This is a genomic window from Streptomyces olivochromogenes, from assembly GCF_021538895.1.
GTDB classification, from domain to species: Bacteria; Actinomycetota; Actinomycetes; order Streptomycetales; family Streptomycetaceae; genus Streptomyces; species Streptomyces olivochromogenes_A.
The window spans coordinates 21,142-36,699 of sequence record NZ_JADDRL010000093.1 but is presented as its reverse complement, the minus strand read 5'-3'; the positions used below and the strand labels follow the sequence as shown (position 1 = coordinate 36,699).

The following is a 15,558-nucleotide window of genomic DNA, read 5'->3' as shown; positions in this document are numbered from 1 at the left end:
CCGACCAGGGAGTGGTAGCCGCCCGCGCAGTCCGTGGCCGACGGGAGGGCGGCCGTGCCCGGTACCGGGAGGAAGCCGATCTCGCCCGTGCCGCCGGAGGCCCCGCGGCGCAGGGTGCCGTCCAGGACCACGGCCGCACCCGGGCTGTGGCCGAGCCACAGGAGCACGAAGGTCTCCCGGTCCCGGGCGGCGCCCTCCCGCTGCTCGGCCAGGGCGGCGAGGTTGGTCTCGTTCTCGACGCTGACCCGGGCCTCGGGCAGACGCTCCTGGAGCGCGGCCGCCAGGCGCCGGTGCCAGGCGGGCAGGCCCGCCGAGTCACGGAGTTCGCCCGTCGCGGGGTCGATCAGGCCCGGCGCACCGATGCCGACGGTGTGCAGCCGGTCGGCCCCGGCCTCCTTCGCCGCCCGCTCCACCAGCGCCACCGCCTGCTCCACCGCGGGCCCCGTCCCGGCGTCCCCGCCGATCGGCGCGGCGGCCTCGGCCAGCACCCGGCCGAGCAGGTCGGACACGAGCACCGAGACGCTCTCGGTCCGCACGTCGAGCGCGGCCAGATGCGCCCGGTCCGCGACGATGCCGTACAGCCGCGCATTCGGGCCGCGACGCTGTTCGCCGGACTCCCCGACCACGGTGATCAGACCGGACGCCGTGAGGCGTTCGACGAGGTCGGCGACCGTCGGCCGGGACAGTCCGGTCAGCTGCTTCAGCTGCCCCGCCGTCAGCGGGCCCTCCTGCTGCAACAGCCGCAGGGCGAGCCGGTCGTTGATGGCCCGGGCGGTGCTCGGTGATGCGGGCATGACGGGCATCCTCCCAGATCGGCGCTCCCCGGACCGGCCCGTGACTCTCTATCTATCAGGAAGGGTCCCTGATAGTTTACGGCGGGCCGATGAGGCGTACTGGCGCACGACGGATCACACTCACCCGGGGAGGGGCTGGAAGATGAGTGACGTGTTCGACGAACGAGACCCGCAGCACGACGTGCGGCGCGCCCGGTACGCCGTGGCGGCCGTGTTCGCCGTGCACGGCGCCGTCACCGGCTCGTTCGCCACCCGCGTGCCGTGGATCCAGGAGCACGCCGGGCTCGGCGCGGGGCAGCTCGGCATCGCGCTGGCCTTCACGGCGTTCGGCGCCTCCTGCTCGATGCCGCTGGCCGGCCGGATCAGCCACCGCTTCGGCAGCCGTACGGCCCTGCGCGGGCTGATGGCGCTGTGGACCCTGTCCCTGGTGCTGCCGTCCTACGCGCCGAACCTGTACACCCTGTGCCTGGCGATGTTCACCTACGGCGCGAGCGCGGGCATGGCCGACGTGGCCATGAACGCGCTGGGCGTGGAGGTCGAGCGGCTGCTCGGTCGGTCGATCATGTCGGGACTGCACGGCATGTGGAGCGCGGGCGCCCTGATCGGCTCGGCCGCCGGCACGCTCGCCGCCCACCTCGGCTCGGACGCCCGCCTGCACTTCGCGCTGGCGGCCGCCGTCCTCACCGTGCTCGGGGTGCTGGCCGCGGGCCAGGTGCTGGACCTTCAGCCGGCCGAGGACGAGGAGCCCCCGCCGAGGTTCGCGCTGCCGCCGAGGTCGGCGCTGCTGATCGGCGCGGTCGGCTTCTGCGCGGTGTTCGCCGAGGGCGCGAGCCTCGACTGGTCGGCGGTGTTCCTGCGCGACCGGCTGGACAGCTCCGCGGGGCTGGCGGCGGCGTCGACGACCGGTTTCATGCTGACCATGGCGGTGGCCCGGATCGCCGGGGACGCGGTGGTGAACCGGTTCGGCGCGGTGCGCACGGTCCGGGCGGGCGGGGTGCTGTCCGCCTTCGGCGGGCTGCTGATCGTGGTCGCGAGCCATCCGGCGGTGGCCATGACCGGGTTCGCGCTGCTGGGTCTCGGCATCGCGGTGGTCGTACCGCTGTGCTTCGCGGCGGCCGGGCGCAGTGGTCCGAACCCCAGTCAGGCCATAGCGGGCGTCGCGACGATCACCTACACCTCGGGGCTGGTGGCGCCCAGCCTGATCGGCGGGGTGGCCCAGGCGACGAACCTGGTGGTGTCGTTCGGGCTGGTCACCGTGCTGGCGTTCGGGCTCGCGGTGCTGGCGGGGGTGCTGCGCACCGGCGAGGCGGGCGACCGCCGCGAGGTCAGTCGGCGGGCCGCAGCAGTTCCCGACCCGCGGCGCTGAAGGCCTCGGTCCACGGCGTGGGACGCAGGGTCGTCGCGTCCAGCCGGACCAGCACCCGGGTGCCGTGCGCGTAGGTCATCGCGCCGTCCGCCGAGCAGAACCGGAAGCCGTACGTCAGGCCGGTGGTGCCGAGCCGTTCCAGCCACAGGTGGACGGCGTAGGCGCCCGGCCGGGTCACCGGCGCCTCGTAGCCGATGCGCAGTTCCTTGACCGCGTTGCAGGCGTCGCCGGCGGCCACCCAGTCGCCCTCGAAGCGGAACCCGTGGGCGTTCCACAGGTCGGTCCAGGCGCGCTCGACCATCAGCGGGTACCGGGCGTTGTGCAGCAGGCCGAGCGCGTCGAGGTCGTCGAAGTGGACGGTGACGGGGATCAGCCGGCCGTAGGAGACGGCTGGAGCTATGGGGGCTTCGGCGGTCACGGGCAGGGCTCCTGGGCGGTGCGGTGGGGCGGCTGGGCGACCCCTGGGGGAGGGTGAGGACGCCCCTGGGGAGGGCGGGACGACCCCATCCTAAGCGAGCGCTCAGGAACCCCGGCCGGGAAGGTCCCTGGTCAGCCCGCTATCGAGTCCAGCTGCTCGGCGGCGGGCCGCAGCGCCCACAGATCGCCGCCGGGCGGCGCCTCCAGCTTCGGGACGGCCCCCCGCGCCGCCGCGTCCCCGGCGTCCGCCGCCGCGTGCACGACGTCGCTCGCCGCGTACCGGTAGAACTCCAGCTCGGGATGCGGCCAGGCGGCGGCGCCGGTCGCGGCGGGCAGCACATAGTCCACCGCCTTGGACAGGCTCTGCCCGTCCGGTCCCCGATACGCCCACAGGTCCACGCCGACGTGCCGGCCGATGGCCGCGAGCCGGGTGTAGGCGACCAGGTCGAAGGTCGAGTAGTGCCAGCTCCTGGTGCGCGCCAGCTCCTGCGGCTGGCTGCCGTCGCCGGCGATCTGCGGGTCGATGCGCCGGGCCCGCGCGTCCAGGACCGTGCGCCGGGCGAGGTCCTTGTCGCCGACGGCGTACGCGAGGGCGGCGAGCTGCATGTCGTAGAAGGTGCCGTGGTTGTTGCCGGCCGCGCCCTCCTGGCGGCCGAAGTCGCTGCCGCGCAGCCAGCCGAGGAAGTCGGCGTTCCAGCGCTCCATGCCCGAGCGGTCGGCGGACGTCCAGCCCGGGGCGCCGGTGGCGAGGACGGCGAGGGCGTCGACGACGCTGGTGTACGACTGCGAGAAGTCGATGATGCCGATGGCCCGGCCGTCGTACTTGCACGGGATGAACTGGGCGTGGTTCAGGTTCGCGTTCACCTTGGTGGCCGGGTCGAGGAACCAGGTGCGCAGGATCTGCCCGGCCTTGCGCGCGTACTGCGCCTTCCCCGTGTAGTACCAGGCGAGCGAGAGGTCGTACGTCGAGTCGAAGACCTTCTCCACGTCCTGGCGGTCGGTGCCGCTGTCGACCTCGGGATTGCGCTGTCCGTCGCGCTGGACGTACGGGCAGCCCCACGGGTTGTCGGCGGTCGGGGTCGTGGTGGGCCACCAGTAGGGGGCCTGGCTCAGGTAGTCGTGGACGTCGCCACCGGGCGCCGGCTTGGGCTTGTCGACGACCGTCCAGGGGCCCCGGTCCAGCCAGGTGTCGGCGCGGGCGGTCAAGTCGCGCAGCGCGCGGCGCAGTTGATGGTCTCCTTGGTCGAGGCGGACCTTCGCCCGCTGCAGCGCCGCGCCGTCGAGGACGGCCGTCTTCGGCACCTTGGGAGCCGCCTGCGCCGAGGGGACGAGGACGGCGCCGAAGGCCAGCACGGCGGCCAGCAGGACGGTCGCTCGGGATCTTCCACTCATCCAGCACTCCGATCAGAAATGTGAACGCAGTTCATGAGTAGGACCGTGCGAGCGTAGAACCGCCAGGTACCCCTGACAATGGTGCGGACCATCTTCACGTACAGAGAAAGCGAAGCCCCACCATGGATCTCGGCGTGCGCTGGAAGCTGCACGGCGATGGGCGCACGCCCGCGCCCGGAGCGGTGGTACGCCCGAACGAGCGGCTTTCCTGGCCCCGGACCGTGGGACTGGGCGCCCAGCACGTGGTGGCCATGTTCGGGGCCTCCTTCGTGGCCCCCGTCCTGATGGGTCTCGACCCGAACCTCGCGATCATGATGTCGGGCGTGGCCACCGTGATCTTCCTGCTCGCGACCCGTGGCCGGGTGCCGAGCTATCTGGGCTGCTCGCTCTCCTTCGTCGGCGTGGCCGCGGTGATCCGGGCGCAGGGCGGCACCAGCGCCACCGTGACCGGCGCGGTCTTCGTGGTCGGCGTCGCGCTGTTCCTGGTGGGTCTCGCGGTGCGGCGCTTCGGGGCGCACATCATCCACGCGACGATGCCGCCGATCGTCACCGGCGCGGTGGTCATGCTGATCGGCTTCAACCTGGCTCCGGTGACCGCGTCCACCTACTGGCCGCAGGACCAGTGGACGGCCCTGCTGGTGATGCTGTTCACCGGTCTGGCGGTCGTCTGTCTGCGTGGTTTCTGGTCCCGCGTGGCGATCTTCCTGGGCCTGGTCTTCGGGTACGCCATCTCCTGGGGCTTCGACCTGATCTTCGGGAAGATCCACTCGGCGGACGCGAGCGGCAAGGTCACCCACCACTGGCGGCTCGACCTCTCCGGCGTCGGCAAGGCCGACTGGATCGGGCTGCCGTCCTTCCACGGCCCGTCCTTCCAGTGGTCGGCGATCCTCGTCGCGCTCCCGGTCGTGATCGCCCTGGTCGCCGAGAACGCCGGACACGTCAAGGCGGTCGGCGAGATGACCGGCGACCGCCTTGACGACCAGCTCGGCACGGCGATCTCGGCCGACGGCGTGGCGTCGATGGTGTCCACCGCGGTGGGCGGCCCGCCCAACACCACGTACTCCGAGAACATCGGCGTGATGGCCGCGACCCGCGTCTACTCGACCGCCGCCTACTGGGCCGCCGCCGGCTTCGCGCTGCTCTTCGGCGTCTGCCCCAAGTTCGGCGCCGTCGTCGCCGCGATCCCGGGCGGTGTCCTCGGCGGCATCACCGTCATCCTGTACGGCATGATCGGCCTGCTCGGCGCGCAGATCTGGACCAACGCCCGGGTCGACCTGCGCAACCCGCTGAACCTCGTGCCGGCGGCCGCGGGCATCATCATCGGCATCGGCAACGTCACCATGAAGTTCGGCGCCGACTTCTCGCTCAGCGGCATCGCCCTGGGCACCCTGGTCGTCATCACCGGCTACCACACCCTGCGCGCCCTGGCCCCCGCCCACCTCAAGGTCCAGGAGGAACCCCTCCTGGACGAGGGGACGTCGTCGTACGACGAGGAGGCCGAGGGCGCCGGATCCTAGGCAAGCGGCAAGCGGCAAGCAGCAAGCAGCAGGCGGCAGGCGGCCGTCAGCGGGCGAGTTCGTAGGCGTAGGACGGGGTGAACGTGCCGGGGGCGCCCTTGCAGCCGTCCGACTCGCCCGGGAGCTTCACCCACAGGTAGGCGTCGATGCGGGCCTCGCCGGTGTGGAGGGTCGGGGCGCGGCCGATCCTGCGGCCGGCCGGGTCGCACCACCGGCCGTCGGGAGGGGCGCCGTTGCCGTTGCGGCTGGTGTCGATCACCGCGCCGAGGCCCGGCGGGCCGCCGAGGGCGTCGAGGACCTCGCGGTCGTAGGCGATCTCGTCGGACGTGGTGTGGAAGTTGGAGACGTTGCTGAAGACGCCGTCGGAGGAGTCCGGCGAGGCGGCGCCCGCCTCGCGCAGCAGGTCCGCCTGCTGCGCGGCGGGGTTCCAGCCGGAGTGGCCCGCGTCGTAGTAGACCCGCGCCCTGGGGTCGGCGGCCTTCAGGACCCGGCCCGCGCGGGCCAGCGAGGCGAACCGCTCGGCGCGGTCGGCGGCCGGGAGGCAGTCCGACTGGGCGATCGAGTCCGGCTCCAGGACGACGACGACCTCGCCGGAGCCCAGCCCCTGGGCGAAGGCGTCGATCCACGCGTCGTACGCGCCGAGATCGGGCGCGCCGCCCTGCGAGGCGCCGCCGCAGTCGCGGTACGGGATCGCGTACGCGACCAGCACCGGCACCCGGCCCTGCGCGGCCGCCCCCGAGGCCACCGCGCGCACCCGCGCGGCGATGGTGTCCGGGGTGTGGTCGGCGAACCAGACCGCCGCCGGCCGGTCGGCGATGCGGGACCCGATGAGCGCGGCGCGCGGGTCGTCGGGGTGCGAGCGGACCCAGTCGAGGACCTGGGAGTCGGGATGGCGGTACAGGAGCGTGGTCACGGGGGCGGTCCGCTGCTTCCTCTCGGTGCGGGTCGGGGCGGCGGTGGGGCTCCGCGTCCGTGCCGGTGAGGGCGACGGGGTCGCGGAGACGGACGCCTTGGTCGTCACGGGCGCGGACGGTACGGCGGGCAGCGGCACCGGGCTCGGCGAGCGCGTGACCGCGGGCCCGGCCTCGTCGGAGCCGCGTCCGCCGTCGAGGGCCGAGAGCATCCCGGTCGCGGTGCCGACGGCGACCACGACCGAGGCCGCCACGGCCATGGCATGTCGCCGCACGGCGCGCCTGCACTCGGCCCTGCGTGCCGCCAGGCGCCGGGCCCGTAAGCCTGACACGCTGCTGTTCCCCCTCCCGCGCGACGGGGGCGTTCCCCCGTTCCGGGGAAGCGTCGGGCCCGTCGGCACGCCGGTCAGCCTAGGGCTGGGACCCTTCCCCCATGGCGCAGTTGGAACACTTCTCCCCGTCCGTCGACACGGTCGTCGCCCGGATGCGCGCCCTCGACGAGTCCCTGCCCGCGGGGGACGGGGTCGCGGTGTTCAACCGCGTCTACCTGGCCGTCACCGAGGAGGTCGAACGGCGGCTGGACGCCGGGCAGTTCCCGGACTCCCGGGCCGCGACCGCCCTGGACGTACGGTTCGCGCAGCGGTATCTCGACGCTGTCGACGCGGTGGCGGACGACCGCCGTCCGCCGGCCTGCTGGCGGCCGCTGTTCCAGCTGCGCCGCCATCCCGGCGTACGTCCGCTGCAGTTCGCGCTCGCGGGCATCAACGCGCACATCGGCCACGACCTGGCGCTCGCCGTCGTGGACGCCTGCCGTACGCTCCGCTGCGAACCCGCCGAGCTGGAGGACGAGTTCGACCGCGTGGGCGAACTCCTCGTATCGCTGGAGGAGCGCATCCGCGAGGATCTGATGCCCGGACCCGACCTGTTGCAGATCGCCGACCCGCTCACCCATCTGCTCGGCTCGTGGAGCCTGGAGCGCGCCCGGGACGCCACCTGGTCGGCCGCGCGGGCGCTGTGGGCGCTGCGCCGGTTCGAGGACGTCGCCGAGGAGTTCACCGAGCGCCTGGACGCGGCCGTGGGGTTCGCGGGACGCATGCTTCTCACGCCACTGCCGTACTGATCCGGCCACCGGGCGCGCCCTGCCCCGTAACTCCCTTGAGATAGCTGTACGTTGAACGACAGGCACCCGACCTCGAAGGAGCACCGGTATGGCCACCAGGCTCGGCCTGAGTCTTCCCCAGATGCGCCAGTACGCCATCGGCAAGGACGTGCCCGACGTGGCACGCGCCGCCGAACGGATCGGCTACGACAGTCTGTGGGTCTTCGAACGGGCGCTGTTCCCCGAGCCGGCCACGCAGGGGCTGTACGGCGTCGAGGGACTCCCCTGGCCCGACTCGTACCGCGGCGTGGCCGAGCCGCTGGTCACGCTGACGCTGGCCGCCGCGGTGACCGAGCGGGTCCGGCTGGGTTCGAGCGTGCTGGTGGCGCCGCTGCACCAGCCGTTCCAGCTGGCCAAGTCCCTGGCCACGCTGGACGCGGCGAGCGGCGGCCGGGTGATCGCCGGCTTCGGTACGGGCTGGTCGCTGGACGAGTACGCGGCCGCGGGCATCCGGCCGATCGCGGAGCGCGGCAAGGTGCTCGACGAGATCGTGGAGGTCTGCCGCGCGGTGTGGGGCCCCGACCCGGTGCGCTACGACGGCCGCCTCACCAAGATCGAGTCGGCCGTGGTCGGACCCAAGCCCGCCCGGCCGATCCCCATCCTGCTGGCGGCGAGCAACAAGAAGGCGCTGACCCGGCTCGTCGACCACGCCGACGGCTGGCTTCCGGTGGGCATGGGCGTCGAGCAGCTCGCCGCCCAGTGGGCCGCGCTGCAGGACCTGGCCGCCGAACGCGGGCGCAAGGAGCCGATCCAGTCGGTCCTGCGGGTCAACGCCACGTACTCGGCCAAGCGGTACGAGGGTGACGGCCGTCAGCCGTTCCAGGGCGACGCGGATCAGATCGTGGAGGACCTGGTCGCGCACGCGGCCGTCGGTCTGGAGGAGATCTTCCTGGATCTCCAGGGCACCCCGCAGGACGCCCAGGAGCTCAAGGACGTCGCCGCCGAGGTGTACGAGAAGGCGCGGGCGGCGGGAGTCTGACCCGCCGGCCGCGCCGTCGTCGCACGTTCGCGATCAGTCCTCGGGCAGTTCCACCGGCGCGATCTCGTCGTAGACGTCGCCGGGCCCGGGGTTGGTCGCGTCGGTCTCGCCACCGAAGTGGTGCATGACGCCCCAGACCGCGTTCAGCGCGGTCTGGATCGCGCCCTCGGCCCAGCCGGCCGTCCAGGAGATGTCGTCACCGGCGAGGAAGATGCCCCGCTTGTCCTCGGGCAGCCGGTCCTGCATGAAGTGCGTGAACAGGCGGCGCTGGTAGCGGTAGTGGCCGGGCAGGTTGGCCTTGAACGCGCCCATGAAGTAGGGCTCGTTCTCCCAGGAGACCGTCACCGGGTTGCCGATGATGTGCTTCCGGATGTCGACCTTCGGGTAGATCTCGCCGAGCGACTTCAGCATGACCTCCATCCGCTCGTTCGCGGACAGCGGCAGCCACTTCAGGCTGTCGTCGCACCAGGTGTAGGAGAGGCAGATGACGGCGGGCTTGTCCGGGCCGTCGTCCAGCAGGTAGGTGCCGCGGGTCATGCGGTCGGTGAGCGTCATCGACATGACGTCCCGGCCCGTCTCCTCGTCCTTGTCCAGCCAGAACGGCCGGTCCACCGGGACGAAGAGCTTGCTGGACTCCATGTAGTGGGTCCGCTCGATGGCCGTCCAGTGGTCGATCGGGAAGAGCGAGTCGTCGCAGGCGATCTTGGACAGCAGCATCCAGGACTGGGCGGTGAAGACGGCCGCCTTGAAGGTGCGGATGTCGCCGTTGGCGTCGGTCACCGTGATCTGGTTGCCCGCGGTGCGGTGCAGCCGGGTGACGGCCGGGCGGGGCTCGCCGTTCTCGTGCAGGGACTTCAGGGAGGTCCCGTGGGCCCAGTGCACGATCTTCTGCGGCTCGCGCTCCCACAGGCGCTCCGGCAGCTGCTGGGAGCCGCCGACGATGCCGCGGTGGTAGTCGTCGGCCTCGGTGTAGACGACGCGCAGGATCTCCAGGATGGAGTTCGGGAAGTCGGTGTCCCAGCCGCCGGTGCCGAAGCCGACCTGGCCGAAGATCTCGCGGTGCCGGAAGGACTTGAAGGCCTCGGAGTCGCAGAGGAAGCCGTAGAAGGTCTGGTTGTCGAGCTTCTCGACGAGCTTCGCCCAGATCTCGCGGATGCGCGGCACGTCGCGCTCGCGCATGGCGCGGTTCATGTCGGAGAAGTCGGCGCCCTCGTCCAGGCACTTGTTCCAGGCCTCGGCGACGTCACGGTAGACCTGCGGCAGGTCGTCGATCGTCTCGGCGTAGTGCGACTCGCCCTTGAGGTCCACGACGGTGGACGGGGTGGCCTCGGCCAGCGGGTTCGGGAAGGGCCTGGTCTCCAGGCCCACCATGTCGATGTAGTGCTGCAGAGCGGTGGAGGACGGCGGGAAGCGCATCGCGCCCAGCTCGCAGTTGAGCGACTCGTCGCAGCCCTCGAAGCCGACGGTGCGCAGCCGGCCACCGAGCTGGTCGGCCTCGTAGACGACGGGCTTGAAGCCCATCTTCATCAGCTCGTAGGCGGCCACGATGCCGGACAGGCCGCCGCCGATGATCGCGACCTCGGCGCCGTGCTCGGTCGCGGGGATCTGGCCGAGGCCCGCCGGGTGGGCGAGGAAGTCGTCGTACGCGTACGGGAAGTCCGGGCCGAACATGGTGATCGGCGGCTGCTGCTCGTCGGCGTGCTGGACGGCGTTGGGCACCGTGGACGTCATGGGGTACGGACTCCTTGCGCGGGAAGAACTCGGGGGAAGTTCCAGGGGGAGGTTCGGGGGGATCGGGAGGTTCAGACGAGCGACCCGTAGAGGCCGGGGCGGCGGTCCTGCAGATACGGGTTCGCCTCGCGGGAGGCGGCCAGGAAGGCCGGGTCGACGTCGGCGAGGACGAGCTCTTCACCGCGGCCGGCCCGGGTGCGGGCGACTCCGTCGGGACCGGCGAGGACGGACAGTCCGACGAACTCGAACTCGCCCTCCGGACCGACCCGGTTGACGTACGCCACGTACATCTGGTTCTCCCAGGCCCGCACCGGGACGAGGGACTCGGCGACGAACTGGAACGGATGCATCTGGGCCGTCGGGACGACGAGGAGGTCGGTGCCGGCCAGCGCGTGGGCGCGGACGTTCTCCGGGAACTCGACGTCGTAGCAGATCATCAGGCCGACGGTCAGGCCGTTCAGCTCGGCCTGGACGACCGGCTGGTCGCCCGGGGTGAAGTGGTCGCGCTCGAAGCAGCCGAAGAGGTGGGTCTTGCGGTAGTTCGCGAGGCGGGTGCCGTCCGCGGAGATCAGCTGGACGGAGTTGTACACCGTGTCGCCGTCGCGCTCCGGGTAGCCGTAGGCGACGGCCAGGCCGTGCCGGGAGGCGAGCTCGGCGATCGCGTCGGCCGAGTCGCCGTCGGCGGTCTCGGCCAGGCGGCCGATGTCGTCGCCGATCGCGTACCCGGTGAGGAACATCTCCGGCGTGGAGATCAGCGCTGCGCCCGCGGCGGCGGCGCGGCCCGCGGCCTCGTCGAGGACCTTGAGGTTCTCGACGGTGGAGCCGGGGCGGCCGGAGCTCTGGAGCAGGGCGGTGCGCATGCGTGTTCCTCACCGGTACGGAGGGGTTTGGGGGCCAGTTAGAAGGTACGGTCGGCGGCCTCGGCCGGACAAGAAGGAGCCGTTGCGCGCCGGTGAGCGGTTCGTTGCGTGCACCACGGGCCGGACGGCGATTCGTTGCGCGCCGCGCGGCGGACCCCCGGTCATCCCTGAGGCGCAGGTCACAGGCGGTTCGGCCCGCCGGGCGGCGGAGGCCGGGTGACGTCCGCGGCGCGATGTGCCGGGGGCCGGGCGCCGGGAGAGTGATGACCGTCCAGATCATGCGTCCGACCTGTGGAAAGGACCGTCATGCACAGCCGTACCAAGATCGCCGCCATGGCCTGCGCCCTGCTGATCACCGCCGGGGCGGCGGGATCGGCCGTGGCCTCGGGCCAGGGCGGGCACGCGCAACGGGAGGCCGCGGCGCTCACCGGCACCGCGAAGCTGTACCGCTCGGCCGGGGACGACATCACGTTCTCCTTCGACGCGCACCTCGCCGCCGCGCACCACGACAACCCCCTCAAGGCCACCGGCACCTTCGAGTGGAGCCACTACCTGCACGGCAAGGGGGCGTGGGCCAGGGCCCGGGTGGACTGCCTGGTCACGGGCGGGAAGGTGGCCGTCGTGTCCGGGGTGATCACGGCCTCGGACCTGCCCGGGGCCAAGGGCAAGCGGGTCGGCATCACGGTCCACGACCTCGGCCGGCACGACCGGCTGGGCTACAGCTGGGCCTCGGTCGGCAGCCCGGTGGACACCCCGGACCTGCCCAAGTGCGTGGGGTCGGCACCGTTCGAGAAGGTGAAGCGGGGCACGGGCGACTACACGGTCGTGCCGTGGGAGCCGAAGCTCTAGGGCAGGCCCCAGGGCTCCCGGAGCGGCTCACAGCTCGCGGAGCCGCTCCACGATCTCCCGCAGCAGTTCCGGGTCGGCGGACGGGCCGGTGGCCGAAACCCGGCGGGGCTCGTCGATGCGGACGAGACCGGCCTCGGCCAGGTCGCCGAGCAGCACGCGGACGACCGTGAGCGGGAGGTCGGCGTCGGCGGCCAGCTCGACGACCGGGCGGGCGCCCCGGCGGACCAGGTCGAGGAGGGCGGCGCCGGCGTGTTCGACACCCGGCTGTACCGCGTCGGCCTCCAGGGCGGTGACCCGCGACATCAGGTCGATGGTGTGGCGGTCCGAGGGACGGGTGCGGCCCCGGGTGACGGTGTACGGGCGCACCATCGACCCGGTCTCGTCCTCGTACCAGTGGTCGTCGGACACAGCCGGGTCAGTCGGCCGTGCGGGCGGCGGCGTCCAGGTGGCGGCCGAGGCGGCGGACGAGCAGCGCCATCTCGTGGGCGAGCTGTCCGACGTCGGTCTGCACCTCGCTGAGCACGGCCAGACGGCTGCCGTCGCCCGCCGGGGTGACGAAGAGGTACGCGTCCTCCAGCATCACCATCGTCTGGCGCACCTCCCCCGCGTCGAACCGCTCCCCCGCCGAGCGGGCCAGGCTGTGGAAGCCGGAGCAGACGGCGGCGAGGTGCTCGATGTCCCGCCGGCGCATGCCGTCCGAGCAGCTCAGCGGGAGTCCGTCCGCGGTGAGCAGTACGGCGTGGCGGACGTGGTCGGTCCGGGCCACGAGGTCGTCGAGCAGCCAGCCGAGCCCGGTGCCGGGCGCGTCCGCGGGCGTGGTGCCGGCCGGGGCCGGTGCCTCGTGCTCAGGGGTCTGGTCGTCACCGCGCATCGTCGGCATCCGTCCCTTCGTCGATGTCGGTTCGCTCCTCGGCGCCGGGGCGCCGGCCCTGGGCGGGCAGTCCCTTGCGGCCGCGGTCCAGGCCGCGCTGGAAGGCGCCGAAGATCGCCCGCATCTCCTCGGCGTCGACCTCCCGCTCGGGGGTCGCGTCGCGGGGCGGCGGGTCGCCGCGCAGGGGTTCGGCGAGCGAGGCCTGCCGCACCCGGGTGGGCAGCGAGGGAGCGGCCGGGCCGGGGGCGTGCTCGGCGTCGGGGTCGGTGTCCCGGCCACCTTGCTCCGCACCGGCCGGCCGGCCACCGTGCTCCACGCTCTCCGGCCGACGGCCGAGCTCAGCGTCCTGCGCCCGGTCGGCGAGCTCCATGTCCTGCGCCCGGTCGGAGAACCCGGCGTCCTCCGCCCGGTCGGCGAGCTCCGTGCGCTCTGCCCTGCGGGCGAGCTCCACGACCTCCGCCCGGCCGCCGTGCTCGACTCCGTCCGTCCGGTCCTCGGAAGCCGTCGGACCCTGGGTGTGCGGTCGCTCCTCCGGGGCGAGGGCGGTCGCGCCGCGGCGTGACGGCAGCGCGCGCGGCGGGGTGCCGGCCCCCGGGACCGGCGCCTGAGGCTCGTGTTTCCGTCGCTCCAGCAGGTCCTCCCGCCGCACCGGCACGTTCTCGCGCCGCTCCGGCTCACCTTCCCGCCGCTGCGGCACGTACTCCCGCGGCTCCGGCTCACCTTCCCGCCGGCCCCGCTCGTCGTCCCGCCGCACCGGCTCCGCCAGAACCGCCGGGGGCAGCAGGACCACCGCCGTCGTCCCGCCGTACGCCGAATCGCGCAGCGTGACCTTGATGCCGTGCCGGGCGGCGAGGCGGCCGACGACGTACAGGCCGAGGCGTTCGTGGCGGGTGGGGTCGAAGCCGTCGGGGTCGGTGAGGGTGCGTTGGGCCTCTTCGAGCTGCTCGGGGTCGAGGCCGAGGCCGCGGTCGTCGATCTCCAGGACGAAACCGCCCGACACCCGGCCGGTGCGCAGGGTGACCTGGGTGTGCGGCGGCGAGAACACCGTGGCGTTCTCCAGCAGCTCTGCGAACAGGTGCACGACGTCGGCCACCGCGTCCGCGGCGACACCCACCTCGGGCATCGGCGGGACCACGACACGCGCGTAGTCCTCGATCTCGCCGACCGCCGAGGACACCACGTCGGCGACCGGCACCGGGCGGCGCCACCTGCGGCCGGGCGCGGAGCCCGAGAGGATGATCAGGCTCTCGGCATGGCGGCGCATGCGGGTGGTCAGATGGTCGATCCGGAACAGCTCGCGCAGGATCTCCGGATCCTCGGTGCGCCGCTCCAGCGTGTCGACGAGCTTCAACTGGCGGTGCACGAGGGCCTGGTTGCGGCGCGCGATGTTGAGCAGCACCGCGAACAGCCCGCGGCGCAGCGTCGCCTGCTTGACGGCGGCCTCGACGGCGGCGAGGCGCGCGCTGTTGAAGGACCGGCCGACCTGCCCGATCTCGTCGGACCGGACGTCGTCGGCGGCCAGCGGCGGCGCCTCGGCGGCCGCGTCCACGTCCTCGCCCGCGCTCAACCGCCGCATCACGTCCGGCAGCTGGCGGGTGCTCAGCAGGTCCGCCGAGTCCCGCAGCGTCTCCAGGCGTCGCGAGATGCGCCGGGCACCGCGCACCGCGAGCCACAGCGACACCGCGACGGCGGCCAGTCCGACCACGCCGACGACCGATGCCTTGGTCAGCTCCCGGTAGGCGAACGCCCGCCCGCGCGTCGCCGAGTTCTCGGCCGAGCGGGTGCACAACTGCATGTAGCGCTTGACGGCCCGGTCGGAGGTGGTCCGCCAGGTGTCGGCGGCGACGGCCTCACCGGCACGGCCGGCGCCCGCCCGGAGCAACGCGTCCTCGCCCCGCTCCAGCGAGCGGTGCAGGTCCCCACGCTGGAACTCCTCGAACAGGGAGCGGGAGTCGGAGGGCAGGTCCGGCACGTACGTCCGCTCGAAGACCCGCCGGTCCTCGATCGTGGCCGTGAGGCTGTCGTACTGCCGGTCGGTCAGGGTTCCGGCGGCGCGGGCCCCGGCGACCAGGGCGTCCTCGCGGGAGACGAACTCCCGCACCCGGACCAGCTCGACGACGACCTGCGCCTCCCGCGCCAGCTGCCCGGCCTGCAGGGCGGTGAGCGTGGACTGGACGTCGAAGCCCGGTTCGACGAGCTTGCTGTACTCGTCGACGGCCCGGTCCCAGGAGATGCGCCGGGACAGCACCCGCTCGCGCAGCTTCTCCAGCCCGTCGGTGGCGTGGACCGCGCCGTCGAGGACGCTGCGCTGCCGGTCGGTGAGCCGACCGCGGTCCCCGTCCCGGATCGCGTCCCGCATGGCGCTCACCACCCGGTCGGTGCGGCGCTGCTGGGCCAAGAGGTCGCCCGCGGCGGCCGTGTCCTGGCCGGCGCCCAGGTAGGCGGCCGACAGCCGCCGCTCGATCTGGATCTGGCCGATGGCCGTGTCGACGGGGGTGCCGAAGTCCTCGTACACCCCCTGCAGCCGGATCAGCGCGCGGAGTTCGCCGGTGACCGACACCATGGCGAAGCTCCACAGCGCCATCAGGGCGACGGACGGGGCGAGTGCGAGTGCCACGATGCGGGCGCGAACGGTGGTGGGGCGGCCGACGGGCCAGCGCATAAGTACCTGCCGGGTTACCAGTCAGTAGAGAGCCCGGCACAAGCTACGGG

Annotated in this window: 14 protein-coding genes; 5 read left to right on the top strand and 9 right to left on the bottom strand. The window is 73.0% G+C overall.

Annotated features, from left to right (window positions below):
* On the bottom strand, positions 1 to 794 hold a 794-nt coding region (locus tag IPZ69_RS34565), incomplete at its 3' end, for an ROK family transcriptional regulator (RefSeq protein WP_235458632.1).
* Positions 795 to 936: 142 nt separating this feature from the next.
* Between IPZ69_RS34565 and IPZ69_RS34560 the strand changes: the two genes are divergently transcribed.
* Positions 937 to 2,160 (top strand): MFS transporter, encoded by a 1,224-nt coding sequence (locus tag IPZ69_RS34560; protein ID WP_235458631.1) that lies wholly within the window; start codon positions 937 to 939, stop codon positions 2,158 to 2,160.
* Here the strand turns inward: IPZ69_RS34560 and IPZ69_RS34555 are convergent.
* Both IPZ69_RS34555 and IPZ69_RS34550 read right to left on the bottom strand, forming a co-directional pair.
* Complete coding sequence (locus IPZ69_RS34555) at positions 2,120 to 2,578, bottom strand: acyl-CoA thioesterase (protein WP_235458630.1); 459 nt, start codon at positions 2,576 to 2,578, stop codon at positions 2,120 to 2,122. The genes IPZ69_RS34560 and IPZ69_RS34555 overlap by 41 nt on opposite strands.
* Positions 2,579 to 2,709: 131 nt before the next feature.
* Positions 2,710 to 3,969, bottom strand: coding sequence for an alginate lyase family protein (locus IPZ69_RS34550; protein ID WP_235458629.1), 1,260 nt, complete (start codon positions 3,967 to 3,969; stop codon positions 2,710 to 2,712).
* A 122-nt stretch (positions 3,970 to 4,091) separates the two neighbouring features.
* Between IPZ69_RS34550 and IPZ69_RS34545 the strand changes: the two genes are divergently transcribed.
* Positions 4,092 to 5,486: a uracil-xanthine permease family protein gene (locus tag IPZ69_RS34545; protein ID WP_235458628.1), complete on the top strand. Its 1,395-nt coding sequence runs from the start codon at positions 4,092 to 4,094 to the stop codon at positions 5,484 to 5,486.
* 46 nt (positions 5,487 to 5,532) lie between these two features.
* Here the strand turns inward: IPZ69_RS34545 and IPZ69_RS34540 are convergent, their stop codons facing one another.
* Positions 5,533 to 6,657: a glycoside hydrolase family 6 protein gene (locus IPZ69_RS34540; protein ID WP_235458634.1), complete on the bottom strand. Its 1,125-nt coding sequence runs from the start codon at positions 6,655 to 6,657 to the stop codon at positions 5,533 to 5,535.
* A 173-nt stretch (positions 6,658 to 6,830) separates the two neighbouring features.
* On the opposite strand from IPZ69_RS34540, the gene IPZ69_RS34535 reads away from it, so the two are divergent.
* Positions 6,831 to 7,517, top strand: a complete 687-nt coding sequence (locus IPZ69_RS34535) for a DUF5995 family protein (RefSeq protein WP_235458627.1) — start codon at positions 6,831 to 6,833, stop codon at positions 7,515 to 7,517.
* 88 nt (positions 7,518 to 7,605) lie between these two features.
* Entirely contained in the window at positions 7,606 to 8,535 is a 930-nt protein-coding gene (locus IPZ69_RS34530; protein WP_235458626.1) for an LLM class F420-dependent oxidoreductase, read from the top strand.
* 33 nt (positions 8,536 to 8,568) lie between these two features.
* Here the strand turns inward: IPZ69_RS34530 and IPZ69_RS34525 are convergent, their stop codons facing one another.
* Positions 8,569 to 10,266, bottom strand: a complete 1,698-nt coding sequence (locus IPZ69_RS34525; RefSeq protein WP_235458625.1) for a flavin monoamine oxidase family protein — start codon at positions 10,264 to 10,266, stop codon at positions 8,569 to 8,571.
* Between the two features lie 71 nt (positions 10,267 to 10,337).
* Complete coding sequence (locus IPZ69_RS34520) at positions 10,338 to 11,126, bottom strand: carbon-nitrogen hydrolase family protein (RefSeq protein ID WP_235458624.1); 789 nt, start codon at positions 11,124 to 11,126, stop codon at positions 10,338 to 10,340.
* Positions 11,127 to 11,432: 306 nt separating this feature from the next.
* Between IPZ69_RS34520 and IPZ69_RS34515 the strand changes: the two genes are divergently transcribed.
* Positions 11,433 to 11,975, top strand: coding sequence for a Repetin (locus IPZ69_RS34515; RefSeq protein WP_235458623.1), 543 nt, complete (start codon positions 11,433 to 11,435; stop codon positions 11,973 to 11,975).
* A 27-nt stretch (positions 11,976 to 12,002) separates the two neighbouring features.
* Here the strand turns inward: IPZ69_RS34515 and IPZ69_RS34510 are convergent, their stop codons facing one another.
* The 3 genes from IPZ69_RS34510 to IPZ69_RS34500 are packed head-to-tail and all read right to left on the bottom strand — an operon-like array spanning position 12,003 to position 15,463.
* A complete protein-coding gene (locus tag IPZ69_RS34510; RefSeq protein ID WP_235458622.1) occupies positions 12,003 to 12,383 on the bottom strand; it encodes a DUF742 domain-containing protein in 381 nt (126 codons plus the stop codon).
* Positions 12,384 to 12,390: 7 nt separating this feature from the next.
* A complete protein-coding gene (locus IPZ69_RS34505) occupies positions 12,391 to 12,846 on the bottom strand; it encodes a roadblock/LC7 domain-containing protein (RefSeq protein ID WP_235458633.1) in 456 nt (151 codons plus the stop codon).
* The gene (locus IPZ69_RS34500) at positions 12,836 to 15,463 is read right to left on the bottom strand and encodes a nitrate- and nitrite sensing domain-containing protein (protein ID WP_235458621.1); all 2,628 of its coding nucleotides are present in this window, start codon (positions 15,461 to 15,463) and stop codon (positions 12,836 to 12,838) included. Before IPZ69_RS34500 ends, IPZ69_RS34505 begins: the two co-directional genes overlap by 11 nt.
* Between the last annotated feature and the right edge of the window lie 95 nt (positions 15,464 to 15,558).

Bases quoted from the DNA above. Each gene is read 5' to 3' on its own strand.
- IPZ69_RS34560 (WP_235458631.1), top strand. From the start codon at position 937: ATGAGTGACGTGTTCGACGAACGAGACCCGCAGCACGACGTGCGGCGC.
- IPZ69_RS34550 (WP_235458629.1), bottom strand. From the start codon at position 3,969: ATGAGTGGAAGATCCCGAGCGACCGTCCTGCTGGCCGCCGTGCTGGCC.
- IPZ69_RS34545 (WP_235458628.1), top strand. From the start codon at position 4,092: ATGGATCTCGGCGTGCGCTGGAAGCTGCACGGCGATGGGCGCACGCCC.
- IPZ69_RS34540 (WP_235458634.1), bottom strand. From the start codon at position 6,657: ATGGCCGTGGCGGCCTCGGTCGTGGTCGCCGTCGGCACCGCGACCGGG.
- IPZ69_RS34535 (WP_235458627.1), top strand. From the start codon at position 6,831: ATGGCGCAGTTGGAACACTTCTCCCCGTCCGTCGACACGGTCGTCGCC.
- IPZ69_RS34530 (WP_235458626.1), top strand. From the start codon at position 7,606: ATGGCCACCAGGCTCGGCCTGAGTCTTCCCCAGATGCGCCAGTACGCC.
- IPZ69_RS34525 (WP_235458625.1), bottom strand. From the start codon at position 10,266: ATGACGTCCACGGTGCCCAACGCCGTCCAGCACGCCGACGAGCAGCAG.
- IPZ69_RS34520 (WP_235458624.1), bottom strand. From the start codon at position 11,126: ATGCGCACCGCCCTGCTCCAGAGCTCCGGCCGCCCCGGCTCCACCGTC.
- IPZ69_RS34515 (WP_235458623.1), top strand. From the start codon at position 11,433: ATGCACAGCCGTACCAAGATCGCCGCCATGGCCTGCGCCCTGCTGATC.
- IPZ69_RS34505 (WP_235458633.1), bottom strand. From the start codon at position 12,846: ATGCGCGGTGACGACCAGACCCCTGAGCACGAGGCACCGGCCCCGGCC.